The sequence below is a fragment of the Chitinophaga sp. genome, assembly GCF_036566945.1.
Classification (GTDB): domain Bacteria; phylum Bacteroidota; class Bacteroidia; order Chitinophagales; family Chitinophagaceae; genus Chitinophaga.
On record NZ_DATCVJ010000038.1, the window covers coordinates 16,114 to 30,776 of the forward strand.

The 14,663-nt window shown below is 46.3% G+C and carries 11 protein-coding genes and 1 riboswitch; of the genes, 3 read left to right on the forward strand and 8 right to left on the reverse strand.

Annotated features, from left to right (window positions below; all coding sequences use genetic code 11):
* Nucleotides 1-22: 22 nt before the first annotated feature.
* The 5 genes from VIP81_RS01140 to VIP81_RS01160 all read right to left on the reverse strand — a co-directional run bounded on the left by VIP81_RS01140 (nt 23) and on the right by VIP81_RS01160 (nt 7,967).
* Nucleotides 23-3,205 (reverse strand): multidrug efflux RND transporter permease subunit, encoded by a 3,183-nt coding sequence (locus VIP81_RS01140; protein WP_331956638.1) that lies wholly within the window; start codon nt 3,203-3,205, stop codon nt 23-25.
* A gap of 28 nt (nt 3,206-3,233) precedes the next feature.
* On the reverse strand, nt 3,234-4,373 hold the full coding sequence (locus VIP81_RS01145) for an efflux RND transporter periplasmic adaptor subunit (protein ID WP_331956639.1): 1,140 nt from the start codon (nt 4,371-4,373) through the stop codon (nt 3,234-3,236).
* Between the two features lie 18 nt (nt 4,374-4,391).
* Nucleotides 4,392-5,729 carry a TolC family protein gene (locus VIP81_RS01150; RefSeq protein WP_331956640.1) on the reverse strand — a complete coding sequence of 446 codons (1,338 nt, stop codon included), beginning with the start codon at nt 5,727-5,729 and terminating at the stop codon, nt 4,392-4,394.
* Nucleotides 5,730-6,191: 462 nt separating this feature from the next.
* Nucleotides 6,192-7,091: a lipoyl synthase gene (gene lipA, locus VIP81_RS01155; protein WP_331956641.1), complete on the reverse strand. Its 900-nt coding sequence runs from the start codon at nt 7,089-7,091 to the stop codon at nt 6,192-6,194.
* 36 nt (nt 7,092-7,127) lie between these two features.
* Complete coding sequence (locus VIP81_RS01160; protein ID WP_331956642.1) at nt 7,128-7,967, reverse strand: hypothetical protein; 840 nt, start codon at nt 7,965-7,967, stop codon at nt 7,128-7,130.
* A 165-nt stretch (nt 7,968-8,132) separates the two neighbouring features.
* Between VIP81_RS01160 and VIP81_RS01165 the strand changes: the two genes are divergently transcribed.
* Entirely contained in the window at nt 8,133-8,540 is a 408-nt protein-coding gene (locus VIP81_RS01165) for an OsmC family protein (RefSeq protein WP_331956643.1), read from the forward strand.
* A gap of 216 nt (nt 8,541-8,756) precedes the next feature.
* Here the strand turns inward: VIP81_RS01165 and VIP81_RS01170 are convergent, their stop codons facing one another.
* Nucleotides 8,757-10,040 (reverse strand): DUF2851 family protein, encoded by a 1,284-nt coding sequence (locus VIP81_RS01170; protein WP_331956644.1) that lies wholly within the window; start codon nt 10,038-10,040, stop codon nt 8,757-8,759.
* 127 nt (nt 10,041-10,167) lie between these two features.
* Nucleotides 10,168-10,287, forward strand: a riboswitch (SAM riboswitch).
* Between the two features lie 186 nt (nt 10,288-10,473).
* On the opposite strand from VIP81_RS01170, the gene VIP81_RS01175 reads away from it, so the two are divergent.
* Entirely contained in the window at nt 10,474-11,652 is a 1,179-nt protein-coding gene (locus VIP81_RS01175) for a PLP-dependent aspartate aminotransferase family protein (RefSeq protein ID WP_331956645.1), read from the forward strand.
* A 96-nt stretch (nt 11,653-11,748) separates the two neighbouring features.
* Nucleotides 11,749-12,930: a homoserine dehydrogenase gene (locus VIP81_RS01180; RefSeq protein WP_331956646.1), complete on the forward strand. Its 1,182-nt coding sequence runs from the start codon at nt 11,749-11,751 to the stop codon at nt 12,928-12,930.
* Between the two features lie 262 nt (nt 12,931-13,192).
* Here VIP81_RS01180 and VIP81_RS01185 read toward each other — a convergent pair whose 3' ends face one another.
* Both VIP81_RS01185 and VIP81_RS01190 read right to left on the reverse strand, forming a co-directional pair.
* A complete protein-coding gene (locus VIP81_RS01185; RefSeq protein WP_331956647.1) occupies nt 13,193-13,762 on the reverse strand; it encodes a Maf family protein in 570 nt (189 codons plus the stop codon).
* Nucleotides 13,763-13,764: 2 nt separating this feature from the next.
* Nucleotides 13,765-14,663: geranylgeranylglycerol-phosphate geranylgeranyltransferase (locus tag VIP81_RS01190; RefSeq protein ID WP_331956648.1), on the reverse strand; the 899-nt coding region annotated here is incomplete at its 5' end.

Consider the following 14,663-nt stretch of genomic DNA (forward strand, 5'->3'; position numbering starts at 1 on the left):
TTATAAACCCTTCTTTTTTTACCTACAGTTTTCCCTGTATATCATGCTCAGGTACTGACTGATAGCTCTCTTTCATTTTACGCAGTTTCTCTTTACCATAAGCCAGGCGCGTGATCACCACGTACAATACCGGCACAATAAAGATCGCCAGGAAGGTAGCAGTAAACATACCACCTAACACCGTCCATCCCATGGTTTTACGCGCTTCCGCACCCGCACCGGAAGAAAATACCAGTGGCAGGATACCCAGCAGGAAGGCCAGGGAGGTCATGATAATAGGACGTAAACGCAGCTTGGCTGCTTCTACAGCGGCTGTTACCAGGTCCATACCTCTATCCACACGTTCCTTCGCAAATTCCACAATCAGGATCGCATTCTTGGCCGACAAACCAATCAACGTAATCAACCCAATCTGTGCATATACGTTGTTGCTCAGCTTAGGCAGGAAAGTCAGCACCGTAATGGCCCCAAAGGCACCAATAGGAACCGCCAGCAGTACCGAGAAGGGTACCGACCAGCTTTCATACAATGCGGCCAGAAACAGGAACACAAAGATGATAGAGAGGGCAAAGATATATACCGTCTTAGACCCGGATAATAATTCCTCACGGCTCAAACCGGAAAATTCATAGCCATATCCATCCGGTAATGTTTGTGCTGCCACTTCTTTCAATGCGTTGATAGCATCACCACTACTATATCCCAGCGCAGGTCCACCATTTATTTCCGCAGAACGGAACAGGTTATAGTGAGAAATTACCGGCGCTGTTTCAATTACCTTGTAGGAGGTCAGCGTACTCAATGGCACCATAGAACCGGCAGCATTGCGTACAAACAACTGGTTCAGGTTTTTGATATCGCCACGGTAAGTAGAATCTGCCTGCGTTACCACACGGAAGTTACGCCCGTAAATAGTGAAGTCATTGATATAGGCACTACCCATATACGTTTGCAGAGCAGAGGCAATATCAGATATTTTCACACCCATTTTCTTTGCTTTTTCGCGATCTATATCCAGCTGATAACCCGGTGTACGCGCGGTAAAGAAGGAGAATGCCTGTGCAATTTCCGGACGCTGATTAGCGGCGGCCAGGAACTTTTGTAATACGCCTTCAAATGCCTTGATTTCACCAGCGCCCCTTTGCTGTAACACAAATGAGAAACCGGCAGTTTGTCCCAGACCTGGAATAGCCGGCGGTTGTATCACTACCACATTGGCTTCTTTGTACTTGCTCAGCGTTGCCCTCACTTTGGCCACCATACCGGTGATCTGTAAGGAATCTGCTTTACGTTCCGCCCATGGATCGAGTGAACAGAAAATCGTGGCGCTGTTGGATTTGGTCGCAAAGCTCACCGCATTCAAACCACCCAATGCTGCATAGTGTGCAATACCCGGGATCTTTTCCAGGTCTTTCATCATCGCAGACATGACGCTTACCGTACGTTCTGTAGAAGAAGATTCCGGTAAGTCAAACGTGATGATCAAACGGCCTTCATCTTCCGTAGGAATAAAGCCGGTAGGCTTATTCTTGAATAACATCATCGTACCTACGAAAATGCAAAGCAGGATTACCATTGCATAACGGAAGTAATGAATACTTTTCTTCACCCCCACAGAATAGCGGGAAGTGGTATGTCCGAACCAGCGGTTGAATTTAAAGAAAAACTTGTTCAGTCCTTTTGAATCCTTGTCGAGGTGCATAGGCTTCAGCAACAGGATACACAATGCTGGTGTTAATGACAACGCCACGAAAGCGGAGATCATTACAGAAATAGCGATCGTGATCGCAAACTGCTGGTATAAACGGCCTACGATACCGGGTATAAATCCTACGGGTACAAACACCGCCGCGAGGATCAGGGCAATCGCAATAACAGGTCCGGAAATTTCTTTCATGGCCTGTGCGGTCGCATCTCTCGGCGTCATTTTCTCATGATCTATATTATGCTGCACCGCTTCCACCACCACAATGGCATCATCCACCACAATACCGATGGCCAGTACGAAACCGAACAAGGTTAATGTGTTAATGGTAAATCCGAGTGGTATAAAGAAGATAAAGGTGGCGATAATAGATACCGGGATAGCCAGGATCGGAATCAGCGTAGCACGCCAGCTCTGGAGGAACAGGAATACCACGATCACTACCAGAATCAGGGCTTCCACCAGGGTGTGTATTACTTCCTCAATAGATACTTTTACTACTGATACTGATTCAAACGGCACCACATAATCCACATCCTGCGGGAATTGCTTTTTCAGCTCTTCCATGGCGGCGGTTACGTTGGCAGCCGTTTCCAGTGCATTACTACCAGGTGCCTGGTACACGAGCAGATAAGCCGCACGTTTACCATCTACATAGTTGTTACCGGCATAGTTAAATTTACCCAACTCTACGCGGGCTACATCTTTCAGGTATACCAATGTTCCATCCGCAGGGCGGGTTTTCACAATGATATTTCCAAATTCTGCCGGTGTAGACAAACGGCCTTTGGTGAAGATGTTGTATTCAAATGTTTGTCCGGTTTGTTGTGGTGGCGCACCTACGGAACCCGCGGTGATCTGCGCATTTTGCTCGGCCAGTGCGGCACGGATATCATCGGCGGTAACACCCATTTCTGCCAGCTTATCGGGCTTGAGCCAGATACGCATACTGAAATCATCGGCACGGGTAAAGATATCACCTACTCCTTTCGCTCTCAGCAACGCATCTTTTACGTATACGTTGGTGTAGTTATCGAGGAAAGTAATATCGTGTGTGCCTTTGGGAGAATACAGGGCCACCAGCATGAGGATGCTGGGGTTACGCTTTCTAACGGTTAAGCCTAAACGCTGTACTTCCTGTGGCAGGGTAGGTTGTGCAATACCTACACGGTTCTGCACATCCAGGGCGGCAATGTTAATGTCGGTACCTACTTCAAAGTTTACCGTCATACTCATTTGTCCGCTACTGGTATTGTTGGTGTTGATGTAAGTCATACCCGGCGTACCATTTACCTGTACTTCCACAGGGGTAGCCACGGTTTGCTCCACCGTTTGTGCATCCGCACCGGTATAGGTACCTGTTACCTGCACCGTGGGGGGCGAAATCTCCGGATACTGGCCAATGGCCAGGTTCATCATCGCCAATATTCCCACCAGTACCAGTACAATAGATATCACTATTGCCGTCACGGGTCGTTTTATAAAAGTATCTGCAATCATGATCTTCGCTGTTGATTCTACTGATAAACTATTTCTTCACAGGCGCGCCTTGTTGTGCGGCGGCTGGTATTCCAATCTGTATTTTTCCACCATCACGTAAACGCTGGAAGCCTTCCACAATAACCTGATCACCAGCCTGTATGCCGTCCATGATCACTATTCTGTCACCGAGTTTAGGACCGAGATGTACTTTCTGCTGGGCGGCTACAGAGTCTTTGGCAATAAACACGAAATATTCGCCCATCTGCTCTGTAATGGCTTTGTAAGGGATGATCAGTCTGTCGCCGGACTGTTCATTCAGTACGCGTAACACGCAGCTCATGCCGTCTTTCAGTTTATCATCCGGGTTATTGAATTCAATACGCACGCGGATAGTACCGGTTTGGTTATCCACACCGCGGTCAATAGCAAGTATTTTACCGGCGTGTACATATTCTGTACCATCAGATAACTGCAGGCGGAACGTAGTATCGTTGGCGTTACCCTTGCCCTGCATGGCAGCAAAGCGGGGAATATCATTTTCTGTTACCACAAAATCCACTGCTATTGGATTTTCACTGGAGATGGTATTCAACAGGGTGGTGCCGGGGCTCACCTGAGCGCCCAGTTTCACCTGGGAAATACCAATGCGTCCAGTAAACGGTGCTTTGATCAGGGAATAGTCGAGGTCTGTACGCACAGAGGTCAGGTTGGCTTCTGCTGCGGCTAACTGGCTACGGGAAGTTTCCAGGGTCGCTTTTGCGTTGTCCAGGATCTGACGGGCTACCGCATCCTGATCGGCCAGGCGCTGATAGCGATCGTCATCTTTCTTCGCTCTTTCGAAGCTGGCTTTTGCACTGGCTACGTTGGCCTGTGCCTGTAAGTAAGCCGCTTCATATTTACGACGATCTATTTCATACAGGGTTTTTCCTTTCTCCACGACTTCTCCTTCTTTGAAGAAGATACCGGTGATAAATCCTGATACCTGAGAACGCAGCTCCACCTGGTTCAACGCTACTACAGACGCAGGATATTTATCGTAATAAACGGCCGGTGCTACAGATGCTGCTGTAATATTTACCGGTGTAGGGGGCATTACAGGCGCTGTTTTCTTAGCAGGACCACTGCAGGCAGATAAGCCCAGGATACTGGCAGCGCTGATTAAGACAATGTTGTTCATTTTTTTCATATCCGTTCCGGTTACCATTTAATAATTAGCTGTTAAGGTTCCTAATGCTTTTTGCAGATCTATCCTGCTGGACAGTACCTGGTACATGGAATTATAAAAATTCAGTTGCGCAGAGCGCAATTCTGTTTCAGACACCAGTACATCCAGATAGGTTTTAATACCTTCCTTATACTGCAGCTGTAACATATCATATACATCCCTGGCCATCTGCACATTTTCTTTCAAGGTGAGATAGTCGTTGTAGTTACTCTTGTAAGTAGACATGGCCTGCACATACTGCGAATTGATCTGGCTTCTCAGCGCGGCATAATCCCACTGGGTACGCTGCAATTGCAGTTCCGCCATCCGGATATTATGAACCCGTTTTCCTCCCTGGAAAATAGGCAGTGATAATTTCAGTCCCAGCATGGAACTTGGATAATCCTGACTGTACAACTTGTTGAAGTCAGGGCTCAGGCAAGAAAAAGAGTAGTTAATAAACGCCGATACAGTAGGCAGATAGCTCCATTTGTTGTACTTCACGTTGGCCTGCAGCAGGCTTTCCTGTGTTTGGAGTAACTGGTACTCTATACGACTTTTATAATCTGCGGTCAGCAAAGTATCCTCACCGCTTACCTGTGACGCCACAGCAGCTGAATCCTGTGCCAGTGGTACATCACCGGAATTGGTTGGGTATCCCATCAATTCCTTCAGATAAGCCTGTTTGGCTGTCAGCAGCTCCCGGGCAGCTTTCTGCTGGGCGCGGGCGTTGTTCAGAGAAATAGTGGCACGCTTGGCATCTGTTTTATCTACCACTCCACTCGCATACTGGTTATTCGCATCTTTCAGGCTGCGTTCCAGGCGGGTAATGTCTTCGCTCAGCACCTTTATTTGTTCTGCTGTCAGCAGCACATCATAGTAGGCTTTGCTCACACTGGCCACCAGGTCTATCTGGTTACGCGTGGTGGTTTGCTGACTCTGTTTTCGTACATCCCTGGCAGTATTGGTAGCCAGCAACAGATCCCGTGTAAAAATGTTTTGATTTAACCCGAACAGTGCGGCAGACGAGTTAGCCACACCTTGTTGTACAGGGTTGCCATTAAAGATGGTAGTGGGTATCTTCAGGGCATGCTGGATATTATAATCCAGGTTAATCTGTGGATACCAGTCGGCCAGCTTACTCTTCACCGTTCTGTCGGTAATCGCTTCATCAATGAGTGACTGGCGTATGACCGGCTGATGTGAAATGGCATACCGGATGCATTCCTGCAGGGTAGCACTGGTTAACAAGGAGTCCGTAGATTGCTGTGCAAATAACTGCGGGGAAATAAACAGTCCGCAGGACACCCCTAACAAATAAAAAAATGCTCTTTTCATAAAAGGCTTTTGACATTCAGTTCATCATTGTACCAATCGGAGGAAAACAATGCCTGCACGAAAAAAGTATTCGCTTCTTCCATTTCCTTCGCTGTATTTATTAACAGCTAAAAGCTAATGGCTAAGCGCTTTTTATCGGCCTCGCACCATTGTTCCTTATTTGTTATATAGCCATTGGCGTTATAACAGTATTAATTACCGCAAAAACATGTTAAGCTTTAATCACTACAGCAAACAGGCAGGTTGATAAGAGAGTTGCTTATTCAAAATCGTCGGAAACATTGGCAGCACGGTTTTCGGGTGTGGTTCCAAATATTTGAACACAACGTATAACTGAGAAGTAGGTAGACAACAAACATTTTGTTGTTAGGTAAAATCAATTCGGGCGCTAAGATAATGTTATGAAAACAAAAATCCACCCTTTTGGGTGGATTTTAACAATTAAGTGAAAATCGGTTCCGGTCATCCTTTATTACGACCGCTAACAATATGTTTCTCTGCATGATAAGAGGATCTTACTAACGGTCCGGATTCTACGTAGTCCAATCCCATGTTGTAACCTATCTCGCGCAGTTCTGCAAATTCATCGGGATGTACGAAGCGTGCTACCGGCAGGTGCTTAGGGGTAGGTTGCAGGTACTGACCCAGTGTGATCACATCACAACCGTTGTCGTACAGGTCCTGCATGGCTTGTATTACTTCTTCCTTGGTTTCACCTAAACCGAGCATGATACCGCTTTTGGTACGCATGCCACCTTCTTTCAGGCGACGGATCACTTCGAGGCTGCGGTGATATTTGGCTTGTATTCTCACCTGTTTGGTTAAACGTTCTACTGTTTCCAGGTTATGAGATACGATTTCAGGCGCCACATCAATGATGCGCTGCAGGTTTTCCCACTGTCCGCGGAAATCCGGGATCAGCGTTTCCATGGTAGTGTTAGGATTTAAAGCCCTGACAGCATTAATGGTATTGGCCCAGATGATAGAACCACCGTCTTTCAGCTCATCTCTGTCTACAGAGGTGATAACAGCATGTTTTACTTTCATCAGGTAAATGGCTTCCGCCACGCGCTGAGGCTCGTCAAAATCTACGGCTTCCGGGCGGCCGGTAGCTACAGCACAAAAGCCGCAGCTGCGGGTACAGATATTTCCCAGGATCATAAAAGTAGCAGTACCAGCTCCCCAGCACTCGCCCATATTAGGGCAGTTACCACTTTCACAGATCGTATGTAATTTATGGGTATCTACCAGGCTTCTCACCTGCTTATAGTTCTCGCCTATCGGTAATTTAACGCGCAGCCAATCAGGCTTTTTTACTCTTGTTGTAGCCGGTTCGGCGGCTATTACGGGTAGTTCTTGCATCGCTTATTCCTTTCTTTAGAAAAGCAAAGTTAACACTTATCTCTTATTCCAGCGCTTCCCGAATTGGAGGCTCACATATCCGCCGAAAAAGAACTGTTTATTATAGTCCACCCCTTCCGACACTACCATAATTGGGATCTTTTTAGTATACATCTCCGCATTAACCCCTACTTCCAGGGCGCTTACCACCTCGTTAAAGTGGGCCCAGTCGAAGCGCATGCCCAGTTTGGCATGTACACCCGGTACCACGCTGAGATCACCCCAGCCTTTTCCAAAACCACCGGCGCCATTGATATCGCCCGTTTTCAGGAAAGCTTCCGGATTGGAAGGATCAAATTTTACATCCTCACTTTCTCCGCTGGCTGTCACCATGTTCAGGTAATAAGGCTTCAGCAATCCCAGAGATAAGCCACCATAGTAGATAAAGTCTACTTCTACTCCGTTTTTATTGGCTTTGCCGCCCAGCAGATAACGCTGTCCCACGCCCAGCTTGGCCTGATAAAAATTATTCCGCTTACCATATATAAATGGGCGCTGGGTAAAGGAATAGCCCTGGCCGCTTTTCTTTACTTCTTTATCACTTTTCTTCTCGCTAAACTCAAATTGGAAATAATTGACTTTTTTTCTGCTCTTGCGGTACCCCATTTCCACAAAACCACCCCAGCCATCGGTTGTGATCCTGCCTCCCACCGAAAAATCGCGCTGGAACACATTCTCCCCCTCTTCCTGTTCACGGAAAATAGAGATCTTTTTCAGCTTACGCTGTTCCTTTTCGCTTTTCTTGCTTTGTTGCGTGGTAGTGGTAGTAGTTGTTGTTTGCGCAAACAAGCCGCCGGATATCATTGCCAAAAACAGGATTGAGTATATTTTTTTCACAGTGGGCTATTATTATAATAAATAAACGCTTGAACAAAGGTATTGTTATGTATATATTACAAACGTAGCTAATTTTTTTTTAGTTTAACAGCGCTCCCACTCTCCATGTTGCAGTTATCCTGAAAATACATTTAATTTTACGGTTAGATCATAAAAAGAAACAATATGGACACGGCATCTATCATCTATAACGGGGAATTACGCACCACTGCCACACATTTGCGGTCAGGCACTGTGATTGAAACAGACGCACCTGTGGATAACAAAGGGAAAGGAGAAAGATTTTCTCCTACCGACCTGGTGGCCACAGCACTGGGCTCCTGCATGCTCTCTATTATGGGCATCAAAGCCATGGAAAGCAATTGGGCCATTGAAGGCACCAAAGTAAGTGTCCTGAAAACCATGGGCACAGAACCCCGCCGCATTACCGGCGTTACCATCGTATTCGACTTCCCTGCCGGCCATAACCTGGGCGAAAAGGAAAGAACTATACTCGAAAGAGCTGCGCACAACTGCCCGGTAGCTAAAAGTGTACATCCGGACATGGTGCAGGATGTAACGTTTAACTGGTAAGGTTCGCGCAGAGGGGATCGCCTTCGGCGATTGTCTTTTTCAGGATTATACTGATTTTCAGGATTTTCAGGATTTTACTTTTTGATTTTAAAAGATTAGGGAAAAAGAAAGTTGATATTCGCTTTCCTCTTCCCTAATCTTTTAAAAAAAATCATCAGAATCATCAAAATCAGTATAATCCTGAAAAAGACAATCGCCGAAGGCGATCCCCTCCGCTTATATCCCACTCAGGATTTTCACCCCAATGGCACAATGCAAACACTTCTTTTCATCGCAGTAGTACTGTTTCAGTTGTAACAGCGCCTGTGATTCCATCGCACTTTCGTGCGTTACCCCCAACTCCGCCCAGCTATTGATGATACTGTTTTTTTCCGGCGGCAGCTGCTGCAGGAAATGCAGGGCTTTCTCCTGGTAATATTTAAGGTTCTTTTGCTGCCCGTACAGGAACAGCAGCGGCAGTACTGTATTGATCAGAATGCCGTGTACGGCCTGTTTGCCAGGACGGTGGGTGTTACGCACCGGCTGCCCGAACCGGTAATGGGTATGCCAGTACGCCGACGGCTGTACGAAAAACAGCTGTTCCAGCGCCGATACCTCCGTCGCCTCCAGTATCCTGGAAAACAGGTGGGTGCTGTGCTGCAGCAATGCCGCAAAAGTAGCCAGCCGCATGGTGGGAAAGGCCGCAGGGCGCATCCGCAGCCAGTTCCAGGTATGTGGCGCCATCGGTAAAAGCTTGTATTTGTGGCGCAGGTGGAAATAAATTTCCTGTAGCTGTAACGCATATACGTCGGCATGCGGCGCTTCCAGCATACCGGCCTGTCCGAATAACAGCGCCTCCAGCTGCATGCCCTGATGCCGGTGCCGCATCAGGATTACCTGCGGGAGCGATTGTGCTACCTGCAGCAGCGGCAGGGCATTGACGGGCATGCCGTAACTCTGCGCCACCGCCCAGTAACAAACTTCTTCCCAGTTGTACTGATTACTTTGCAGCCAGGCACGTAAAGCGGTCATTTTGCGTTCCCAGCGTTCGGCCAGCAGCCGCTCTTTCCAGCTAAGCCAGGTCAGTTGCGGCACCATGGCCACATGTGGCGCGCAGGGAACAAAAGGCGCCAGCTGCCGCAGCTGCTCGTAACGCTGCAGCAACAATTTGGGAATATACTGCTGTAGCTCCAGACAAGCCACGCCGGGAATACGGTCCGCAGGCATATCATGTACAAACACTACATGCAGAATAATACGCCCATACTGCATATTATGCTGATGCCCATGCCGGAACCAATCGGAAGTCCGCAGGTGTAATTCTACCTGTCCTACCCATAAAGTGGCGCCAATCCTGATTTTTGCCGCCGAAAAATCAGGTCCGCCGTGATGGTTATGTAGTCCGGGATATAAGATTTGAACGGGTTCGCCACTGGTAGTGGCCAGGTGATCCTGCTTAAATAGCCGGAACGCCCAGATGTGCTGGAATAGCTCCTCAGAGAGCAGCGGGTTAACAAACATAAAGACATGGGTTGGGTATAAAATAATATCAGTTAAAGGTAATAAAACATCGTTTAATAAATAAATTATGGATTCAATTTGGAAATCTGATGAAAGTGACATTACCTTTGCGCCAGTTCTTACACATCACTTATCCAGAAAGGCGGAGGGACTTGGCCCTGCGATGCCTTAGCAACCTTTCCTGATTTTTACGATCAGGAAAAAGGTGCTAATTCCTGCCCCGGTGTAAATCGGGGAAAGATAAGTTGGCAGAGATAATACTTCACAGATATATATAACTTTCTAAAGGAGCTCTTCCAACACCATGGGAGAGCTTTTTTTATGCCCTCCCGTCTCACCTTTCATGGATTTGTTGTTGTTTAAGTTGATCTTTAATGATAAAGTTGCAGCAGATAATTGTGCACATTGAACATCATTAAAAATAATTTATAACATGAAAACAGCTACACAACTGATTCATAGCATTCCGGTAGACGAACTGACAGGCGCCATTTCCGTGCCTATCTATCAAACATCCACCTTTGTGCAGGAATCACCTGGCATTAATAAAGGCTTTGAGTTTTCGAGGGCAAACAATCCCACGAGAAAAGTGCTGGAAGACCTGATCTGCAACCTGGAAGAAGGGTTTGCCGGATTTGCGTTTGCCAGTGGTATGTCGGCTATAGATGCGGTGCTGAAGCTGTTAAAGACCGGCGATGAAATCATGGCGGTGGAAGACACCTACGGTGGCATCTTCCAGATATTTAACCACATGTTTGAACGCTTTGGTATCAAAGTTAATTTCGTAGATACCAGCAACATCGATAAAGTACTGGCCGCCATTACGCCCAATACAAAAATCATCTGGCTGGAATCCCCTACCAATCCAACATTGCGCATCTCTGATATTAAATCTATCAGCAAAATTGCCAAACAACATAATATCCTGCTGGTAGTAGACAATACCTTCAGTACACCTTTACTGCAGCAACCATTAACACTGGGCGCCGATATCGTTATCCACAGCGCATCCAAATATCTTTCCGGTCACTGTGATGTGATCGCCGGACTGGTAGTGGCCAACAGCAAAGTACTGGCAGACCAGATCCGTTATAATCAAAATATTTCCGGTAGCATTCTTAGTCCGTTTGATGCATGGCTCACCATCCGCGGTATTGAAACATTATACCTGCGCCTGGAAAAGCAATGCAGCAATGCCAGCGCGATCGCCAACTGGCTGGCCGCTCACCCGGCTATCGATAAGGTATATTATCCAGGACTGGCTACTCATAAGAATCATCATATTGCCCGTAAACAACAGAAAGCTTACGGTGGACTGGTGAGCTTTTCCCTGAAAAGCGACAATATCAAAAATGCGATCCGCATCGTCAACGCTACCAAACTATTTAAACTGGCAGAAAGTTTCGGCGGCGTGAAAAGTATGCTGGCCCATCCGGCCACCATGACGCATCGTAACATACCGGAAGAATTCCGGAAAAAAACAGGTTTACAGGACTCCTGTATCCGTTTATCAGTAGGCATTGAAGATGCCGATGACCTGATCAACGACCTGAAACAGGCGCTGGATAAATTAAATCATCCGGCCGGCAAGCAAATTACTGTTTTACAATAGCCTTTGGCGGTTACCACCACTTTCTGCCGCTCAGAACCTGATCAATTCCGAACGGCGAAAGACTAACTGCCAAAGGCGGAAAGCTCAAAAAAAAGTATGGAAAACAAGACCATCAATTTAGGTATTTTCGGATTCGGTGTCGTAGGACAAGGACTCTATGAAGTTTTGAACAGAACGAAAGGTATTAATGCACGGATCAAAAAAATCTGTATTAAAGACCCTAACAAATCAAGACCTATCGATAGCAGTTATTTTACTACCGATAAAAACGAAATTCTTGAAGATCCTACCATTGACGTAGTAGTTGAACTGATCAATGAAACAGAAGCAGCCTTTGAAATTGTGAGCACTGCTCTCCGCAACGGCAAAGCGGTAGTAAGCGCCAGCAAACGCATGATCGCTGAAAACCTGCCCGCACTATACCAATTGCAGGCAGAAAACAAAGTACCATTCCTGTATGAAGCGTCCAGTTGCGCCAGTATTCCCATTATCCGCAACCTGGAAGAATATTATGACAATGACCTGCTGAATGCCGTAGAAGGTATCTGTAACGGATCAACGAATTATATTCTCACAAAAATATTTGAAGAAAATCTCAGCTTCGCTACCGCCCTGCAACAAGCGCAGGACCTGGGTTTTGCCGAAACTGACCCTACCCTCGACATTGAAGGATATGATCCGAAATTTAAAATCGTGATCCTCCTGCTCCATGCCTTTGGTACTTTCGTAAAACCGGAAGAAGTATTCAATTTCGGTATTCATCACCTGAACGATTTTGATATACAATTTGCCAAACAAAGAAATTGTACCATCAAACTGATTGCACAGTGCCGCCGTCAGAACGGACACGTATTCTCATACGTACTCCCGCACCTGATCAAAGAACACAACCTGCTGTACGATGTATACAATGAATACAATGGTATCCTGCTGGAAAGTGCGTTCACCGACAAACAATTCTTTGTAGGTAAAGGCGCCGGCGGTACCGCTACCGGTAGTGCTGTACTGTCCGATATCTCCGCATTGGTGTACAACTACCGCTACGAGTATAAAAAGATTAAACAAAATAATCAGCCCAGCTTTACCAATGATGTAAATCTGAAAGTATACCTGCGCTACAAAACACCCGATCAGGTAGATCTGGCAGAGTTCTTCAACATCTCTGAGAAATATGAATCTACTGAATGGCGTTATGTGGTAGGTACTATTAACTTACAGAAACTGAGAGAAGCCGGCTGGCTGAAAAATAAAGATGTAAATGTTCTTGTATTGGAATAAAGAAATGTAATAAGCAAAAACCAATCATTAAAACGGCGCTGTTCCCAGCGCCGTTCTTGTTTTTAGCGATTTTTAGTCTTGTTCAGGATTATACTGATGTTGATGATTTTCAAGATTTTATTTTTATTGGATTAAAAAAGATTAGAGAAGATATAAGCGGATATTCGCTAATACCTTCTCTAATCTTTTTCAATCTTTAGAATCTTTAGAATCAAAAATAAAATCCCGGGAATCATCAACATCAGTATAATCCTGAACAAGACTAAAATCCGCTTAGTTCTTCCACCACTCTGCTAACAGGTAATCCCATTACATTGTAGAAGCAACCATTAATACTGTCTATTCCTACAGCGCCAATCCATTCCTGAATGGCATAAGCGCCTGCTTTATCATAGGGTTTGAAATGATCTACATAATAAGTGATCTGCGCTACATTCAACGGCTTAAAATGCACAGAAGTAGTTTTGGAAAAAGCCACTTCCTTTGTGCCCTGCTGTATAATAACGCCAGTGACTACACGATGCTCACGTCCACTGAGGCGGGTAAGAATACCGATCGCATCTTCCCGGTCTTTTGGCTTGCCAATGATGTTATTGTCCAGTACTACCACCGTATCTGCGGCCACTATAATATCCGTGGGCGCACATAAGTCCCTCACCGCCGCTGCCTTCTGACGGGCAATATGTACCGGGATATCCGGTATGGCCAGTTCCGGCGGAAATGTTTCTGCTGTTTCCACCACCTTCACCTGGAAAGGAATGCCGGCCTGCTCCAGCAACTGCTTTCTGCGGGGCGACTGCGATGCCAGAATTACGGGTTCTCCTTTATACATCTCTATAAGTAAATTTTAAAAAATATCATGGATAAAATGCCTGTCAGCATCACCACCTTTACGAGGGAACTCACTTTATGATAATGTTCCGGCAGACTGGCTTTTTTTAGTTGCAGATAGATATACAGGCAAGGTAGCTGTACAAATACGAGCAGATAACCGATGGCGATATACCAGCCCATTACCCACACCCTGATTTCCACTGCCAGGATAATGATGGCCAACGCCAGCAGCAGCATATTGCATAAACGTTTGGCAGCCAGTACACCCCATACAATAGGTAGGGTACGGCAACCATCTTTGCTGTCGCCCATCATATCTTCCAGGTCCTTTACCACTTCCCTGACCATAGAAATCAGGAAGGCAAACAACGCATATACGCCAATGATCTGTATCAGTTTTCTGCCGGTGGCAGACATAATCGCTTCAAAGCTATGATAGATCTGTTTCTCGTAGAATCCTACCACCACTACCGCCAGCGCGGTTAACAGCGAAATCACCACATTGCCGATGAGTACCTGCCGTTTAAAAGAAGTGGAATAAAACCACAGGAGCAGCGAGCAAATCACCTGGGTGAACCCAAGGTAAAACTGCCCTGTTTTAAAGGCTACCATAAAACCCAGTGATACGCCGGCCATATTCAGCAGGGTATGCCAGGCCATAGCCCAGCGCCGGCTGATAATTTTGTCGAGCACCATTTTCTCCGGCTTATTGACAATGTCAATATTAATATCAAAATAGTCGTTGATAATATAGCCGGCAGCCGCCACCAGTATGGTAGACAGGCTCAATAATACAAATTGTGGAACGGGCAGTGATGGTTCCTCACCAGAGCTGCGTAACACCGGTTCTACCACACAGTATTGCAGTAAAAACTGGGTAAGGCCAATATATATCAGAT